Here is a 17106-nt window from a genome sequence, read left to right as displayed (position 1 = left end):
GTTTGACTCTCCCTAAGTTAAGGGTGTTTTTATCCTATAACTTTATGTTTTTTATCGCGATATGAGTATTTGGTTCAAATAATAATTTACCTAAATGAAATTTAATCAGTCAATGCAGTCATGTTGTTAATAATAGCATCTTCACGTGAAATCACTTAACTCAGCTTTTAGTTAACTTTATTTATATTAACAAGATAGAAAATACAATGCATAAACGTTCAGTTACATCTTTAACGGTTTTGATTTCTTCAATTTTATTTACTACACCCGCTATGAGTGCAGTGATACCGACGGGCACAGTTTTAGCTGAAAACCAAGAGGTTACACGTCATTTAAAGGATGAACCAGCGTCTTTGGATCCGGTAAAATCCGTGGGGTTAACGGAAGCGCAAGTCATGCGTGACTTATTTGAAGGGCTAGTTAACCAAGATGACCATGGCAAGCCAATTTCAGGGGTAGCCCAAAGTTGGACTACGGAAGATAATCGTATTTGGATATTTACACTGAGACCTGATGCTCGTTGGTCAAATGGTGACCCTGTCACGGCTCAAGACTTTGTGTATAGTTGGCAACGACTTGTTTCACCGGGAACATCATCACCCTTTGCATGGTTTGCGGCATTAGCTGGCATTAACAACGCACAAGAGATTATTGATGGAAAATTACCCGTTGAGCAGTTAGGTGTTGAAGCGGTAGATGCACGCACATTAAAGGTGACTTTAAATAAGCCAGTACCTTATTTCCCATCATTGGCGGCTAATTTTAGTTTATTTCCTGTGCATCAAGGAACGGTTGAAAAATTTGGCAATGACTGGATAAAAGTAGGAAATCTAGTCGGGAATGGCGCCTTTGTTTTATCTGACAGAGTGGTTAATGAGAAAATTGTTTTAGTTCCAAATAAATATTATTGGGACCATAAAAATACCACTATTACCAAAGTAACATTTATCCCAATTAACCAAGAATCTCATGCAACAAATCGTTATTTAGCAGGTGACTTGGATATTACCGAATCATTTCCAAAACAACGCTATCAAAAATTATTGAAAGATATTCCTAATGAAGTGTTTACACCAGACCAATTAGGGACTTATTACTATGCTTTTAATACCCAACGGGCACCAACAAATGATGTCCGTGTCAGAAAAGCGTTATCTATGGCAATTGACCGCCAATTAATCGCGAATAAGGTATTAGGCACAGGGGAAAAACCCGCAAATTATTTTACGCCCGATGTTACCGATGGCTTTAAGCCTGAAAAAGGGCTTTACAATAGCCATTCACAAAAAGAATTAGACCAGCAAGCAAAAGTATTATTGCAACAAGCTGGCTTTGGTCCAAATCAACCATTAGAGTTAACACTATTATACAATAGTTCAGAAAATCATCAGAAAATTGCGATTGCAATTGCTTCTATGTGGAAGAAAAAACTAGGGGCTGAGGTCAAATTAGTTAATCAAGAATGGAAAACCTATATAGATAGCCGTAATACAGGAAATTTTGATGTTATAAGAGCATCATGGATAGGTGATTTTAATGAACCTTCAACATTCCTATCTCTACTCACTTCTCAACATAGTGGCAATATAGCAAAATTTAATAACTCGATATACGATGATATTATCGCATCAGCGAGTATTGAGACAAATGCGCAATTACGCAACCGCTATTATAATCATGCGGAATCAATCATTGCAGAAGAAGCGCCAATTGCCCCAATTTACCAATATACGAATGCACGCTTAATTAAGCCTTGGTTGAAGGGGTATCCGATCAACAACCCTGAAGATGTCGCTTATAGCCACAGCTTTTATATTATTAAACATTAAAATAGGTGTTCAGCCTGTACAAAGTGCGGGCTGTTTTTTCTGAAGGGGATAAAAAAGCTCCTTCCTCTGGAGAATGGGAAGGAGGACCAAAAAGGAATAAACACTACCCTTTTATAATAAAAAAATCATCGAAAACTTTATTGTTCGTTTGTGTCAATTATGTGATTTTCTTTAGCAAATATGGCGATATTTTGTTATTTGTAAGACCACCTCATTTTTATGGTTGTTTATCTTTTTTTTTGTAGTTCAATCTAGTAATGACTAATGTGTCTTTTGAAAAAATTGCAAAATTTTAGCTGTTCGATTACAAATATCATATGTAAAAAAAGGGAGATATTGCATGGGGTTGATTTATGGTTCGTTATTCCAACACTCAAATCCAGTACATGCATTTCAGTTAAATGGAGATGGTGGGTTGCTTCCCATCGACGTGAATGCCAGCGCGAATCAGCAGTCTCCGTTCTGGCTTCATTATGATTATAAGGATCCGCAAAGTTTTAATTGGATCCAGCAATCAGATCTCTTCAATGAACAGGTGAAGTCTGCTTTATCCGGGCATTCAGGACGTTGGAGATTGATCCGTGTTGGTGATGGTATTTTATTAACATTGCAAACATTAAATACCAATGCGGGCCAACGGCCTGAGCAATTAATTGCATTTAGAGTATTTATTAATAACCGGATAATTATTTCTAGTCGTCATCGAAAAGTAAATTCCTTAGATCCTGTTATTGATGACTTAAATCAGGGAGTTGGTGCGCAAAGTACGGGTGATTGGTTAGTTGAGGTTGCTGATTCTATTACAGATGAAATAAGTGATTTTACTGATTCTTTGCATGAGCGTTTAATTGATATGGAAGACTCCATATTAAATGGCGAAATTCCTGATAGAGGGGAATTTGCCTTACTTCGTAAACAAATTATTGTGATCCGCCGTTATATGGCCCCGCAAAGAGATATGTTTTCCCGTTTGACAACGGAAAAATTACTTTGGTTAGATGAAACGGATCGCCGTCGAATTCAAGAAATTTCTGACCGATTAGGGCGTTGTATTGAAGATCTCGATGGGTTTATTGCCCGTACAGCGATTATTTCTGACGAGATAACGAATATGATGACTGAAATGATGAACCGGCGTATTTATACAATGTCATTAATGGCCATGATATTCTTACCAACAACGTTTTTAACGGGGTTATTTGGTGTGAATTTAGGGGGGATCCCCGGTAATGAATTTCGTTTTGCCTTTAGTGTATTTTGTGTTTTATTAGCCGCCTTGATTGGAACTGTATTGTGGTGGCTAAGAAAAAGCCGCTGGCTCTAATATTGACGACTTATTTGCTATAACCGGACCTAGTTTGAGATAAATCAATAAAACTACTGAGGTTTTAGTGCAGTATTAGTCCTGCAGGTGAATGCAACGTTGAGCGATGAACGTTGTGCTCCATAATTGTAGTTTTTCTCATATTGAGTTCTTATACAGAATAATTGACCACTGTAATGCCGATGTAATTTACATCGGCTTTTTTTTGCATCAAATCTGAGAAAAATAACCTCCAAATGAAGAGGTTATCAATAAACGTTATTTAACTTCAATAATATCAAGGCGTTCTGCTGTAAATTCGGGCTTATCATCTTCATCTATAAAAGGTTGAAGCGGTAGCTCCTCTTTGTCAAACGCAAGATCTCCGCCATTGATAATGTCATCTCCATGAGAAATGTTTTTGAAGTCAAATAATTCAGTATCACATAAATGAGACGGTACAATATTTTGAGTAGCACGGAACATGGTTTCGATTCGGCCTGGATAACGCTTATCCCAATCACGCAGCATCTCTTTAATAACCTGACGTTGTAGATTTGGTTGAGAGCCACATAGATTACATGGAATAATCGGGAACTCTTTAGCCTGAGCGAAGCGCTCAATATCTTTTTCTCGGCAGTAAGCGAGCGGGCGAATGACAATATGCTTTCCGTCATCACTCATTAATTTAGGTGGCATACCTTTTAACTTACCGCCATAAAACATATTTAAGAACATTGTCTGTAAGATATCATCACGGTGATGACCAAGTGCAATTTTAGTTGCACCTAATTCAGTTGCTGTACGATATAAAATCCCACGACGTAAACGCGAGCACAATGAGCAGGTTGTTTTCCCTTCTGGAATTTTTTCTTTTACGATCCCATAGGTGTTTTCTTCAACAATTTTGTACTCTACACCAAGGTTATCAAGGTATGCAGGTAAAATATGTTCAGGGAAACCGGGTTGCTTTTGGTCCAAATTAACCGCAACTAATGAAAACTGGATAGGGGCACTTTTTTGCAAACTTTGCAGTATGGAAAGCAGCGTGTAACTATCTTTACCTCCAGACAAGCAAACCATTATCCGGTCACCGTCTTCTATCATGTTAAAGTCAGCGATTGCTTGGCCAACATCACGGCGAATTCTTTTTTGCAACTTGTTTAAGTTGTACTGTTCTTTATTTGTTGTCATTCTATACTGTTCTGTTACTGGGGGTTTATGTTGCTGATAGATAATTGTACATTCGGCTTTTAAATGATTATTCTTCTATGCTTAAAGCCTAATCAGCGAGATTTATAAAAAGAAGCTCATGATAGCAGAACCTAAGGGGAGAGTGATACCAGTTCGTTAAAAGAGGGGAAAATTGGAACTGACCTACCTTTAATAGAGTGACATAAATTGAGCATTTTCTAACCGGTGAGGATATGCCATCGGTGGAAGCTGATTTAAGCTTTATGTGTTCGGTTTTGGTTATAATTTTACTGCTATAATTGCTCTAGTTTCCATGGAAACGGGTCATTATCCTTTTTTATTTGGTTTATCAAGTTGATATGAGACAGAGTTATTTGGTTATTTTTACAATAATTTAGTATTTTGACTGAAATGAACCAGGGACTATTATTGACTCGATTTTGTTTAGGGAGCCTTCTTCGGGCTTTAAGCGTATTCTGATAACATGTTTTGCTGGTAATGCCTATCAATTTCAATCGTTAAATACTTATGCGGTCCTACGTCAATAATATCGCGCATTTGAAAGTGCTAACTGTAATATAAATTGCCGTACATTGAAAATTAATACCGATTGGTATTCGAATTTTTTATGATGACCGCTAAAAATTTTATGGTAGAGTTTTAATCACAGAAATCTTGTTGTAGGAAAATCGAACAATATTTTATGCATTTATTCTAGATGCAGAATACTATATTTTTCAATCATGGCTTTCCTTTTGGATAAATTTCTAAAGTATATGTTTTTTTATGTTTAAACAATACAACTATATCAAGTCTTTCTTATTCTTATTTGGAATAAGTTGAATGAATAAGTAATAAGGTTTTTGCTATTGTTTTTTATATTACTATCAGTCAATAGTTGGTAATTTTAGTAACTTATTAAATTGTTAATCACGGTAGGAATTATATTAGTATTATAAATCATAAACTCCTAAAATTTAGATAGAACATATCCTTTCATTTAAATTGGTGATTCTTCAATCCCTAGTGAAAATAAAAGGTTGCTTGAGTGTGTTGTTATAGGTTTAGAAGGGTTTAATATTTGAATATCAATGGGATACTGGTATTTTTTATAAAGTAAATAGCTCTGTCACTTGTTTATAAAAAGAGAAGTAGTAATTTAAATTCAGTTTGTAAGTGCGATGGGATTCACATTTTAAGGATTTTATGTTTAAAAATACATACTAATGTTGTTTATTTGGATTATTATGTTTTTGCGCTTAAGATCGAATCATCAATATAATTATAGATTAAATGCAAATGCTTAAAGTTATCTTTTTAAGCTAGATAATATTTTTAAAATAATATTTAATTTTTTGTTTTTAATTAGTAGGTTAAGGAGATATTAAACCAACCAATCATGATTGAAATCCATTAGGGTGGTGATATTAATGAAATACTTTATATTCTTTTTTAGTCTAGCTTTTGTTTTTCTTATAGCATACCTTCTTAGTTTTAGTAAAAAAAATATAAAACATAAACTTCCATCTATATTAATATTGTTGATAATGGAGCTTATTGTGGCATCTATTATGCTAAACACCACAATTGGTCTTGCCACCCTTGATGGTATAGCATCGGGTATTCATTATATAATTAATTATGCTAATAAGGGGATTGATTTTGTTTTTGGCGACATAAGCAGTAAAACCTCTATGGTTTTTGTTGTTGTCGCTCTTCTACCTTTAGTTTTTATCTGTTCTATAATTGGAATATTTAAATATATCGGTGCGTTAGACTTAATTATTAATACTATAGGCTTTCTAATTAACAAAATATCTAAAGTTGGGAAGTTGGAGTCTTTCGCTGCTATTAGTGCTGTGATAGTCGGAATGATGCCTGCATATGTATCAATTAAAGATTACATTCCAAGGCTATCTAAAGCACAGATGTATACTATTGCTGCATGCACTGTCTCAACAGTAGATATTGCATTGCTAGGCGCATATACACAAATGGTTGAGCCACGTTATGTCTTTATAGGTGTTAGTCTCAATTTCTTTAGTACTTTTATTATTGTTTCTATTATTAACCCAAGTGAACCTACTAATATTGCAGTTTGTCCTATGGGGGAGAATAAAAGCGAAAGAGGTTCATTTTTCGAAGTGTTGACAGATCACATGCAGGATGCTTTTAAACTTATTCTTGCAATTGTCCCCATAATTATTGGTTTTGTTGCCTTAATTAGTATGTTGAATGATGTGTTTTTTAATATTTTAGGAATTAGTTTTCAGGGAATTTTGGGTTATATTTTTTCACCCTTAGCTTTCATTTTGGGTAGTTCATGGGATGAAAGTATTTCTTTTGGGACAATTATAGCGACTAAAATTTTATCAAATGAGTTTGTTGCTATGATTGATTATATGAAATTAACTAACTTAACACCACGAACGGATGCAATTATGTCTGTATTTTTAATATCATTTGCAAATTTTGGTTCTATCGGAATGATTATCGGTTGCGTTACAAGTATAAGCCGAGAACATGGAAAAATGATTGCATCAAATAGTTTTAGATTGATTGTTGGTTCAACTTTAGTCAGCTGTTTATCAGCGACGATTGTTGGTATTTTTGTATAAAAATAAATAAAGAGTAATAAAATGCACAAAATAATAATAGACTGTGATCCTGGGGTAGATGATGCCGTAGCTATTTTTTTAGCTCTTGCTTCTCCAGAAATAAAATTAATAGGGGTCACTACAGTTGCAGGAAATGTTGAATTAGAAAAGGTTCATAATAATGCAAAACAATTGCTTACATTAGCAAATAGGCAGGATATCCCCCTAGCAAAAGGTTGTGAACGTCCATTAATGTCAAAAAGTGGGAGTAAAACACATGTTCATGGGACTGATGGTTTAGCCGGAGTGCTCTTGCCATCATCAGATTATCAAAATTATTCTGGTCACGCGGTGGATTTTATTATTGATACGGTAATGTCAAATCCAGGTGAAATAACATTATGTACTATGGCTTCCCTCACTAATATCGCAGTCGCTATCATTAAAGAGCCAAAATTAGTTGATAATGTAAAAGATATTGTCGTTATGGGGGGAGCTGCATTTACACAGGGAAATATAACGCCAGCTGCTGAATTTAATTTTTATGTAGACCCTCATGCCGCTCATATCGTTTTTGATAGTGCGCGACACATTACTATGCTTGGCTTGGATGTAACAAGTAAAGCTGATATAAGGGCGGGTTTGTGCGGTCCTTTGGAAAAAGGTGGTCTCATCGCTCAGACTGTGGCTGAAATGTGCCGAAGATATGCTGAATTTGATCCATTTCTCCATGATCCTTGTGTTATTGCGTATCTCATTAAACCCGAAATTTTTTCAGGTGTTGACGGTTCAATAACTATCGAATATGAGTCGAATAAATTATTTGGTCATAGTTTTGCTTATACATCTACTTTCATTAACCATGCCTCAAAAGCTAGGTACAATGAAGCTAAATGCAAAATTATTACAGACGTTGATACATCGAAATTAATATCTTTAATTACAGAACGTATCATAACTCTCTAAGGTAAATTGTATCAATAATAACCTCGGGTGATTCTTGTTTAAAATACAGAAACTAAATATAGGTAATGACTCAGTGATTAATTAGAGAATTTTTTGGTCAATATCAGGGAGAAATTTTTACAGTTTGTTTAAGTTGCAACATTCTGTTGCTGATAGATAATCGCAAATTCTATTTTTAAATTATTATTGTCATAGAGTTAGAGTTTGGTCAGCGAAATTTATAAAAAGTGAAAAATCTGCTAGTAGTGCTGTCTTCTTTATAGTCTTTATCTTATTGCCTAAGAACCAATAAGTACTTAATATATAAGAAAACTCGGAGGGTATATGCCTGCAGCTGATCCTATTGAATTGGTTTCTTCTTTACTAGTTAATACTATTAAAATGGTGATTACGCCAACAGAATATATTTCCCAAAGTGGCGCTATTGGAGATATTATTTATATAAGTTTGTTATTTTTTAACTAAAAATGATGAAATTATCATCATAAAAAAGTTAGTTTGATACAAATGAAGGAAGTCAGGGCTTCCTTCATGCTAGAAAGTCATTCGTGGACATTAATGAGGTAATTCATCACATAATTTTTGCAAAGTAGTTAAAAATTTACCCACATGAAAACCATCACAAACAGCATGATGTACTTGTACTGATAGGGGAAGCCATATTTTATTACCTTCGCTATAATATTTCCCCATTGTGAATATTGGTGTGTAAATATTCCTACTATCTGCAATGTTTAGATTGAAACTGTCGAATGAGACCCAAGGTAGAGATGACACATAGAATACATTATCGATTTGCTGGGGTTGAGGATATAACTTGAAATTATCTTTATATAATGTTACCTGCTGGTGATAGCTATCCATAAATATCGTCATTTCTGAAGAGTACTCACACCACAACGAAGAAAAAGTTTCAGTTTCTTTATGGAAGATTGTAAAACTGGGATTCACTTTATCCCATAAAATAAGCTCACCATTTTTGTTGGCGAATCTAAATTCTTTATAAGTATTAGCGACTCGTGATAATAAATAAATTATCGTAGGGTAAAACTTATATCCATTTGAATCTATATGCTTTTTAAGGTTAGTAATATCTATTTTACTTGTTAAACTAAACCCACAATTTATGGTTTTCTCGTAAGTGTTGTAATGCTCCTTACGTAACCATGTCTCTATATTAAATTTGGTATAATTCATAATTTTTACTTCTAATAAATTAATATGATTGTTATTAGAAAGGGAACTTCTCTGTTTTTGATTGATTCATAGTGAATTTTTATATCTTTTTGCAGTTATGCCTGCATTTTAGCTAGCCTATTTTTGCTTGTTGAGGTCTCAAGTTTAACGATTTCAATGCAAGGCACAATTTGCGTGATAGTAACGTACACTCATACACTTGGTTGTGCGTTGACGTAAGTATCAAAGAAGGTTTTGATATCTATATTGAGTATTTTAGAGAGTATCATAAGGTGCTCAATAAATATGGGAAGGCTCCCATCTTCATATTTTATATATGATTTTTCAGATATAGATATTAGTTCTGCCATTTTTTTTGTCGTAATTTGTTGTTCTATACGCTTTTTTTTAATGAGTTCACCCAGTACTGCATTACCAACATTATTTTTATTCATAGTAACCTGTTATTAAGCTTGATTTTGACTTTTTTATTATCTTAGATGGAAGATTATATTCAATGGGTAATAATCTGTAAAATTAAGAGGAGGTATATCTAAGATGATAAAGTTGAAATTAAACCTTATAGTATAAGTATAGTAAATTATGATAAAAATAACACGGTTATATTTTATAATCTAGAGGTGAAAGATACTGAATATGAAATTCTATTAAATAGCATAAAATACTATTTTCTACTAGATGATATGTTAATTTTGATACTATTATTTAACATAGGTTATTTTTAGCTATAGTTATTTAAGATAAGATCTATTGTTAATTAAATCTGATTATACAGACAGTACTACCTCTACCACTTTTTGAGCATGAATAGCGGTGGTATCAAAGATTCTTGCTGTAGTATCATCTTGATTAATAAGTAATGTTATTTCAGTACATCCTAAAATGATACCTTCAGCACCATTTTCTATTAGTTTTGCCATTATACGCTGATATTCTTTTTTAGAATTGACATCGATTTTCCCTAAACACAATTCATTATAAATAATATCATGAACTGTCTTTCTATCTTTCTCGTTAGGTATTAATACATCCAAATTAAACTTATCAATTAATCTTTGTTTATAGAAAGGTTGCTCCATAGTAAAAGCGGTACCTAAGAGTCCAATCTTTTTAATACCTGATTGCATAATTCGGTCACCAGTTGCATCTGCGATATGTAATAAAGGAAGACCCGTTTGTGATTCTATGTATGGTGCAACTTTATGCATAGTATTGGTGCAAAGGACAAGAAAATCGGCGCCTGCAAGCTTTAAGCGCTCCCCTGCATCAGCTAAACATTGTGCCGCTAAATCCCATTGCCCGTTAGATTGGTACTGTTCTAATTCTGCGAAATCAACACTATATAAAACAATTTTAGCAGAATGCAAGCCACCTAGCTGTTGTTTTATGCCTTCGTTAATTTGTTGATAGTATAGTAATGTTGATTCCCAACTCATACCGCCTATAAGGCCAACAGTTTTCATTTTTGAGCTCCTGCTATTGTATTGTTTTCTTACTATACTGATTGTTTACAAAGAAAAACAAGAGAAACCAGAAAGTTTTTTCGGAAGATGAAGGGAAGAAAACAGCTGTAATATTAAACACAAATTAACACTACATCTTAAATTGTTTTTATATTTGATATATTGAGGAAAAAAAGGATAAATATAAAAATTTTACGTTTTAAAGATGGATTTAAATTGATATCTGGTTATCATCATAATGAATATTATCTCCACAAAACTGGACATATATGGTGAGAATGAAAATGAATTTCTTCAAAGTAATCATTGCGATACTGCTTTTTGGTGCTGCATTTTTGTTAGGAGCACTTTATATGAAGCCAACCCAATTAAGTTTAGTTGAGCAGGTGAAAAAGAATGTTTATGATGTTTTAGCGTATCCACAAGCGGCAAAATTTAGGAATATTGAATATCATTTTTCTCGCTACACTGCGGATAATGGTAAGGTAGGTTATGTTTGTGGGGAGGTCTATCGATATAAAAATGAAAAGCCTGACGGGTTTAAGCGCTTTATTGTTAAATCGTATACTAATGACGACGGCCGTATGGATATTTCAATTCCATTTATTGATGGAGGGCATGAAATATTATTGCCAGAACAAGTTAATCAAATTTGGAATGATAAATGCTCAAGTCCTGCTTCACCATTAGAGTAGGAAATAAATTTTCGAATATAGAATATATAAGAAAATACCATGGGCTGCATGGTAACGCAGTGAAACTAATAAGCAAAACTGGATTATATATTACTGGTTTAGTGTTATACTAAATACGTTACACTTTGTTTTGTTATTTTTATGAAACAAAAAAAAGCCTTTGTGGTCAACGATGACTATATTTTTTGATATTCATTTTTTAATGAATTTTTAATTTAGTAGTTTAAGGAGTCGATAATGGTTAGTAATAATAGTGCACGTCGTTTGTTAGGTATGCCTTATAAATTAAGTCGTTCTAAGAGGAATATACGTGTATCGTTAGGTTCAAAAGATAATGCGATAGTCGCGGTGCAAAAAAATAAAGCGACAGAAAAGAAAACATATCATTCAGTAACTGTTTTTTACCCAGAATATGTTATTAGTTAATTGAATGGATGTAACCCTCTAGACTCACTAGGGGGTTTAAGTTATTTTATCCGAACTAGATTTTTCTTATTAAATTACATTAGCTCATTTCTATATACCCTCTTTATGAGTCATTTTCTGAGTATTCTATTACAAAAAATAAACAGTAGTCATAAAATAGATTAAGCGATATTATCTGCATTAATTAAAAACTAAAAAAGATGACTGTCGGTGTTGTAGAATGAAATTTTATTGTTGCCTTCTACTTTTATTTTGTTTTTCTCTTTCAGGATGCTCTACTCAGTTTAAGTCTGATGAAGAAACTAATCGTTTGAAATTTAATATTCAACACGCAAATACTGTTCCTATTGGGGATTCTGTAGAGACGTTGGCTGTTTCGGATATGTTACCAGGCGATATTCTTTTATCATCTGCTACAGGGTTAAATTCATGGGGAATTCGATTATTTAGTATTAGCGGGGTAAGCCATGCATCTATTTACTTAGGGCTGGGGGAAGTCGCAGAATCTGTAGGAAGTGGGGTTAGGATCATTACATTAGACCAAGCAGTGAAGGATTCTAATAACATGGTCGTATTGAGACAAGCCGGTTTAACATCATTACATGCAGAAAAATTACGTGAGTTTTCGGTTCAAAATAATGGAAACAAGTATAACTACAAAGGTATTGTGATGATTGCTCCTTGGATGATCACAAAAAGAGTATGCGAACTTCCATTAATAGGTGAAACGATACGTAATTTTTGCTTAAGAACTTTAGCGACAGTTCAATTAGGCGATGATATAGACCAAGCTAATGGTTTCTTTTGTTCACAGTTTGTCTTAGATGCTTATAAATATGCGGGGATCCCATTGTTTGAAGGGAATTCATCATGGATAACACCTGCAGATATATTACATATGCGTACAGGCGATGTACCGACTTTTATGCCAACTCAACGTTTATCGTATGTTGGGCATTTAAAATCATGGAGCTTTAGTAGTGCAATACGCAGAAAATAAATGGGTAATTTAAACCAAAAAAAAGGCCAACATATAAAGTTGGCCTGCTAAACTGGAAGCAATGTGAGCAATGTCGTTTGTGATAAACTTGAGTGATTTACTCAAGTATTCACAAGGTAAAAGATAACCATTCTCATTTAAGAAATCAACCCCTTTTTTTATGTAGTTATTTCTTTCATTTTCTCATCTTAATTCATTTTTTTGTTATAAAAAACAATGCATTGCAGGTTTTGATCTAATGAAAATCACTTTTTTGACAAAAAAAATTTAAAAAAAAACGATTAATGAGATTATTCTTGCTGAGATTAATCATTAATAGGCGTGTTTATGATGCGAAAATTAAAGGTGGGTGTCGTCGGCTTAGGTGCTATTGCACAAAAAGCATATTTACCGATCTTAATGAAAGAAGAAAACTGGGAGTTGATTGATGCTTTTTCGCCTAATCAATTAAAGGCAAAACTGATTTGTGACAGTTATCGTATTCCTCTGTTTAGTCATATTGATGCACTTGCACAGCAATGTGACGCTATTTTTGTTCATAGTGCGACGAAAAGCCATTCTTTTTATCTTGAGTTGTTAAAGCTACCTTTAAAACCAATAGAAGAGGGGGAGCCAATAGTTAACTTGCGAACAAGAAGGGCTTGAAGGTGTTAAACATTTTGCACTTTGGCCTATAGAACAAGCAGCCCAATCGTGTTTTAGGCAAAGTGAATGGCCTGAAAAGATACCGATACCGCAAAGTTGGATGGAATTTGAGGTTGCCGACATTGAAAAAATTACGAACAGTTGCCTTAAGGAAGGTTATATCTTATTAGTTAATAATCGAATGGAGCCTTGGGGACAAAGAGTAACAAGGTTATTAAGCCCAGAAGGTATGTTAGTTGGTTTAACGGTGACGCTATGGCTAAGAGAATAGTCGGTTTTTATTTGTAGCTAGAGATCTCATTTATCTTTGTGGATAAGAGACATTTATTAGTAATTGTTTATAATTTTGTTGTAGAACTTCATTTTAACTATTTTAGGAGGGGTTATGTATAAAACGATTCTGGTCCCTATCGATTTAACCGAAGATGAATTAACCAGTAAAGCCGTTCGTCATGCCGTTAATCTAGCAAAACAATCGAGCGCTAAAATTCATCTTATTCATGTTTTACCCATTTCATCAGCAATTATTAATGCGTACGCTTTAGGCTACATGGAAATAAAAGACCGTGCGACAGTGAAAGCGGAAGAAGACATGAAAATGTTAATGGATTCAATTGATTTACCTCATGATGACGTGAGTTATACAATAACGTTTGGTTCTCCACGAGATGAGGTGATTAATACAGCAAAAGACATTAATGCAGATATTATTGTCATCGGCTCTCGTCGTCCAAATATTACAACTCATCTTTTAGGGTCAACGGCTGCAGGTATAGTGCGTTACGCGGAAACATCCGTGTTGGTTGTACGTTAATAATTAGAGGAGAACCTGCTAATAGGGTAGGTTCTTTTTTTATTTCATTATTGGTATTGCTAATTCTATTAGTTTTATCATTCAAGTTGATTTATCTTACTTATAACAAGGTGAGCTTGAGTCAGTATGGAAAAATTTTCGCAAGAATTACTGCGTATTGAACACTTTGTTCTGAGAGTTTTGCGTTTTTATTTACTCGGGCTGTTGATCTTTTTTCTTGGGTTATTACCCGGTATCATCGGCTTTTATTTTATTGAAGGCCACTCAGTTGTTGAGTCAATGCTTAATGCCTTGTCAATGTTGAGTGGGCAAGCTATTGAGCCCTCTCCGATTACTCGAGGAGGTCGTTTCTTTATCGCTATTTATGGTTTATTTTTACAAAGCGTTTTTATTATCAGTATTGGATTAATTGTAACGCCTTTCATTCATCGAATTTTGCATAAATGGCATTTAGAAGAATAATTTTTTGTTGTAATAGTAAGGGGCTTCACAGCTTTTTTAGTGTAGTAAGACTATACTTTGAAAGATGAAAAGGAAAATATTCACCCGCTACGCCTAATAACTAAGTTGTAAAAATACACAACAATACAACTTGAATAAAAATGTAAACACAATTAATAAGGGGCATCATATGTATCAAACAATTTTGGTTCCCGTGGATATATCTGAAGATGTATTAACAGATAACGCATTAAAACATGCTATTTATCTAGCAAAAATCTCAAATGCGAAAATTCACTTGTTTCACTCAGTGCCGGATGTTTCAAGGTTTTCAATGAGCTACAGTTATCATTATGATTTATTATCTTCATTTGCTAAAAAAGCCCTTGAGCGTTCAGAAGAACAGCTAAAAGAAATCATTGAAAAAATTGATTATCCATCAGATAAAATCTCTTATAAGGTTGAGTTTGGCTCACCAAGAGATAAGGTTTTATCGGAAGCTGAGGCAATTGATGCTGACCTTATTGTTATCGGCTCACGTAACCCAAGTATTTCAACGCATTTATTAGGTTCAAATGCTTCTGGGATTGTATCCTATGCGAAGATCTCGGTACTTGTCGTTCGATAAAATAAAAATAGCCTGCAAGGTAATGCAGGCTATTTTTGTCTATTAAAAGCGAATAAATCTAAGGGGTTTTAACCGCTTCTTTGGCTTGCTCAATGGCCTTAAGCGCTTGGCTACAGGCTTGCTCTTGTGCATCGTCAGGGTAGCTAGCAAGGGCTTTTTTCGCTTCTTCTAATTGTGACTTCATTAATGCAATTTGTTCACCTGCATTGGCTTCATCTTTATATTGTTCTTCGGCTTGCTTAACAAGGTCGTTCATTTCTTTGAAATAAGTGTCACAGGTTACACCTGCATTTGCATTAAATGCAGTGAAAGCCATTAATAGACTAAATGCAATTGGAATCGTTTTTTTCATCGTATTTTCGCTTTCAAAATTCATAATATCGTCAGAATAACACCCCATATTCAAAAACGCACTATTCGAACACGTGAATGTTTTTAACTGATAAGTTTTTTCTACATATTGAGAATATTCCTGTTGGTCACTAACGACAATAGCATAATTTGCAAAATACAAATGATAATCATTCTTGACTGAGTGCAATGTAAAAGTGTACATTTAAGTACACTTTAAATAATGATAAAGAAAGAGATGATTATGATGAATAAAAATATGATAAAAACAGAAAATTGGCCGATCTGTGAGATGAATATATTTCCCTCTACTATGGATGAAACACGTTTGTGGTTAGAAGAGATGGATATGTTATTGGCGAGAAGAAATGAATTTGTCTTGATATACCCGCCAGTGGTTAAAAAAGAAAAACCATCATCAGAAGATATGCAAAGTATGAAATATGTGCGTCGTTGGTTGAAAGACACTAAAGAAGCGATGGAACAACATTGCCGCGCTCTTGTTGTTACCCTGCAACCGGATGGACGAGATAAAGAGGAGATGGAACGCATGGCACCAATGCTATCTGCGTTATATGGCCCCCAAGTTTTAATCGCAGCGGATGGAACAACAGCAAAAGAGCAGGCCCAATCAGTTTTAGCTTAGTTGACTGTGTTTTTACTGATTTTACGGATATAACTGGCGATGATATCAACTGACATAGCAATTTGCTGTTGAATAAACTCATCGCTGGGCTTGAAATCAGCAATACAAAAAGTGGTGATAAAGACATCCGCTTTTAACATTTCTAGATAACGTGAAGAAATACTTAATAATGTTTTTTCATCTACCTTAACGTCAGGAAGCAAAGCCAATTTCTGTGTTAATAAGCGATAGCTTTTTACTGGGCCTTGTTCAAAAAACGCGTGCGTTATTTCAGGGAAACGGTTGTATTCACCTAAAATTAACCGGTATAACCCAATGGATTCAGGCTTAAGCACATTCAATAAAAATCGAGAACCATAAAAAGAAAGTATGGACTCTATCGTATCTAGTGGAGGCGTTTTTTCATCAGGCTCCTGAAAAATATCATCAATCATAGATGCAATAACAGCGGCAAATAACCCTTCTTTATCACCAAAGTTTTTATATAACGTTGTTCGAGAGCCCCCAGCTCGTTCAATAATCATATCCAGAGTTGCGCCTTCAAACCCATATTGCAGAAAAATTTCAGTTGCCGCAGAGATCAAAGCCTGTTGACGACGTCGGCCTTTTGGGGTTTTAGCTGTAAGAGGGTTATTCATGAATGGTTAATCCTGCTATTTGTCTTCAAATAAGAAAGTAACATAACAAATTTTACTGAAATAGTTTAAATCACGTCACCTCAATCATAGATTTACCTGAAAGAGATCATCATTTAAGCTGATATTTGTCTTTATGATATTGATAAAGATTACCATGTTTAGGGTAATATCTGAATGGTTGTCACAATGTTGGGGGCAAGATGGCAGAGTCTGCATTAAATGAACAAAAAATAGATCAAAATGATCCCGTTAATCAGCAACGTGAAATAACTC

The 17106-nt window shown here is 34.2% G+C and carries 19 protein-coding genes and 1 pseudogene; 14 read left to right on the top strand and 6 right to left on the bottom strand.

The features are described from left to right. Window positions 1-206: 206 nt before the first annotated feature. Together PSF42_RS00100 and zntB are read left to right on the top strand one after the other, a co-directional pair. Window positions 207-1829 (top strand): peptide ABC transporter substrate-binding protein, encoded by a 1623-nt coding sequence (locus PSF42_RS00100; RefSeq protein ID WP_272679237.1) that lies wholly within the window; start codon window positions 207-209, stop codon window positions 1827-1829. A 340-nt stretch (window positions 1830-2169) separates the two neighbouring features. Continuing rightward, entirely contained in the window at window positions 2170-3153 is a 984-nt protein-coding gene (gene zntB / locus PSF42_RS00095) for a zinc transporter ZntB (protein ID WP_102139674.1), read from the top strand. A 258-nt stretch (window positions 3154-3411) separates the two neighbouring features. Here zntB and ttcA read toward each other — a convergent pair whose 3' ends face one another. Then, window positions 3412-4326, bottom strand: coding sequence for a tRNA 2-thiocytidine(32) synthetase TtcA (ttcA, locus tag PSF42_RS00090; protein WP_125891001.1), 915 nt, complete (start codon window positions 4324-4326; stop codon window positions 3412-3414). 1430 nt (window positions 4327-5756) lie between these two features. On the opposite strand from ttcA, the gene PSF42_RS00085 reads away from it, so the two are divergent. From PSF42_RS00085 to PSF42_RS00075, 3 genes are all read left to right on the top strand, one after another. Then, window positions 5757-6944 carry a NupC/NupG family nucleoside CNT transporter gene (locus PSF42_RS00085; protein ID WP_272679236.1) on the top strand — a complete coding sequence of 396 codons (1188 nt, stop codon included), beginning with the start codon at window positions 5757-5759 and terminating at the stop codon, window positions 6942-6944. A gap of 21 nt (window positions 6945-6965) precedes the next feature. After that, window positions 6966-7889 (top strand): nucleoside hydrolase, encoded by a 924-nt coding sequence (locus PSF42_RS00080; RefSeq protein WP_125891003.1) that lies wholly within the window; start codon window positions 6966-6968, stop codon window positions 7887-7889. Window positions 7890-8213: 324 nt separating this feature from the next. Beyond that, window positions 8214-8354, top strand: a complete 141-nt coding sequence (locus PSF42_RS00075) for a hypothetical protein (RefSeq protein ID WP_185746850.1) — start codon at window positions 8214-8216, stop codon at window positions 8352-8354. A 90-nt stretch (window positions 8355-8444) separates the two neighbouring features. Here PSF42_RS00075 and catA read toward each other — a convergent pair whose 3' ends face one another. The 3 genes from catA to PSF42_RS00060 form a co-directional block, all read right to left on the bottom strand. Continuing rightward, the gene (gene catA / locus PSF42_RS00070; RefSeq protein ID WP_125891004.1) at window positions 8445-9086 is read right to left on the bottom strand and encodes a type A chloramphenicol O-acetyltransferase; all 642 of its coding nucleotides are present in this window, start codon (window positions 9084-9086) and stop codon (window positions 8445-8447) included. A gap of 191 nt (window positions 9087-9277) precedes the next feature. Further along, window positions 9278-9520, bottom strand: a complete 243-nt coding sequence (locus PSF42_RS00065) for a helix-turn-helix domain-containing protein (RefSeq protein WP_125891005.1) — start codon at window positions 9518-9520, stop codon at window positions 9278-9280. Window positions 9521-9853: 333 nt separating this feature from the next. Then, window positions 9854-10549 (bottom strand): aspartate/glutamate racemase family protein, encoded by a 696-nt coding sequence (locus tag PSF42_RS00060; RefSeq protein WP_125891006.1) that lies wholly within the window; start codon window positions 10547-10549, stop codon window positions 9854-9856. A 278-nt stretch (window positions 10550-10827) separates the two neighbouring features. Here PSF42_RS00060 and PSF42_RS00055 point away from each other — a divergent pair, with 278 nt between their 5' ends. The 8 genes and pseudogenes from PSF42_RS00055 to PSF42_RS00020 all read left to right on the top strand — a co-directional run bounded on the left by PSF42_RS00055 (window position 10828) and on the right by PSF42_RS00020 (window position 15198). Next, the gene (locus tag PSF42_RS00055) at window positions 10828-11244 is read left to right on the top strand and encodes a hypothetical protein (protein WP_272679235.1); all 417 of its coding nucleotides are present in this window, start codon (window positions 10828-10830) and stop codon (window positions 11242-11244) included. Window positions 11245-11481: 237 nt separating this feature from the next. Continuing rightward, window positions 11482-11670 (top strand): stationary-phase-induced ribosome-associated protein, encoded by a 189-nt coding sequence (sra, locus tag PSF42_RS00050; protein WP_125891007.1) that lies wholly within the window; start codon window positions 11482-11484, stop codon window positions 11668-11670. A 220-nt stretch (window positions 11671-11890) separates the two neighbouring features. Continuing rightward, complete coding sequence (locus tag PSF42_RS00045; RefSeq protein ID WP_272679234.1) at window positions 11891-12670, top strand: YaeF family permuted papain-like enzyme; 780 nt, start codon at window positions 11891-11893, stop codon at window positions 12668-12670. Window positions 12671-13000: 330 nt separating this feature from the next. After that, window positions 13001-13228 (top strand): annotated as a pseudogene (locus PSF42_RS00040) (Gfo/Idh/MocA family oxidoreductase); the annotation flags it as partial. Between the two features lie 187 nt (window positions 13229-13415). Then, window positions 13416-13586 carry a hypothetical protein gene (locus PSF42_RS00035; RefSeq protein WP_272679233.1) on the top strand — a complete coding sequence of 57 codons (171 nt, stop codon included), beginning with the start codon at window positions 13416-13418 and terminating at the stop codon, window positions 13584-13586. Window positions 13587-13700: 114 nt separating this feature from the next. Next, window positions 13701-14129 carry a universal stress protein gene (locus tag PSF42_RS00030; protein WP_004910510.1) on the top strand — a complete coding sequence of 143 codons (429 nt, stop codon included), beginning with the start codon at window positions 13701-13703 and terminating at the stop codon, window positions 14127-14129. 126 nt (window positions 14130-14255) lie between these two features. Next, window positions 14256-14591: a hypothetical protein gene (locus PSF42_RS00025; RefSeq protein WP_125891009.1), complete on the top strand. Its 336-nt coding sequence runs from the start codon at window positions 14256-14258 to the stop codon at window positions 14589-14591. 169 nt (window positions 14592-14760) lie between these two features. Next, entirely contained in the window at window positions 14761-15198 is a 438-nt protein-coding gene (locus PSF42_RS00020; RefSeq protein WP_102139662.1) for a universal stress protein, read from the top strand. A 58-nt stretch (window positions 15199-15256) separates the two neighbouring features. Here PSF42_RS00020 and PSF42_RS00015 read toward each other — a convergent pair whose 3' ends face one another. Then, window positions 15257-15550, bottom strand: a complete 294-nt coding sequence (locus tag PSF42_RS00015; RefSeq protein ID WP_248468346.1) for a DUF5339 family protein — start codon at window positions 15548-15550, stop codon at window positions 15257-15259. 243 nt (window positions 15551-15793) lie between these two features. On the opposite strand from PSF42_RS00015, the gene PSF42_RS00010 reads away from it, so the two are divergent. Next, the gene (locus PSF42_RS00010; RefSeq protein WP_229597572.1) at window positions 15794-16195 is read left to right on the top strand and encodes a hypothetical protein; all 402 of its coding nucleotides are present in this window, start codon (window positions 15794-15796) and stop codon (window positions 16193-16195) included. Here PSF42_RS00010 and PSF42_RS00005 read toward each other — a convergent pair. Then, complete coding sequence (locus tag PSF42_RS00005) at window positions 16192-16833, bottom strand: TetR/AcrR family transcriptional regulator (protein ID WP_125891011.1); 642 nt, start codon at window positions 16831-16833, stop codon at window positions 16192-16194. The genes PSF42_RS00010 and PSF42_RS00005 overlap by 4 nt on opposite strands. Window positions 16834-17106 lie beyond the last annotated feature (273 nt).

It is taken from the genome of Providencia sp. PROV032 (assembly GCF_028484875.1).
In the GTDB taxonomy this organism is placed as follows: Bacteria; Pseudomonadota; Gammaproteobacteria; order Enterobacterales; family Enterobacteriaceae; genus Providencia; species Providencia rettgeri_E.
This window is presented reverse-complemented; position numbering and strand designations above follow the sequence as displayed.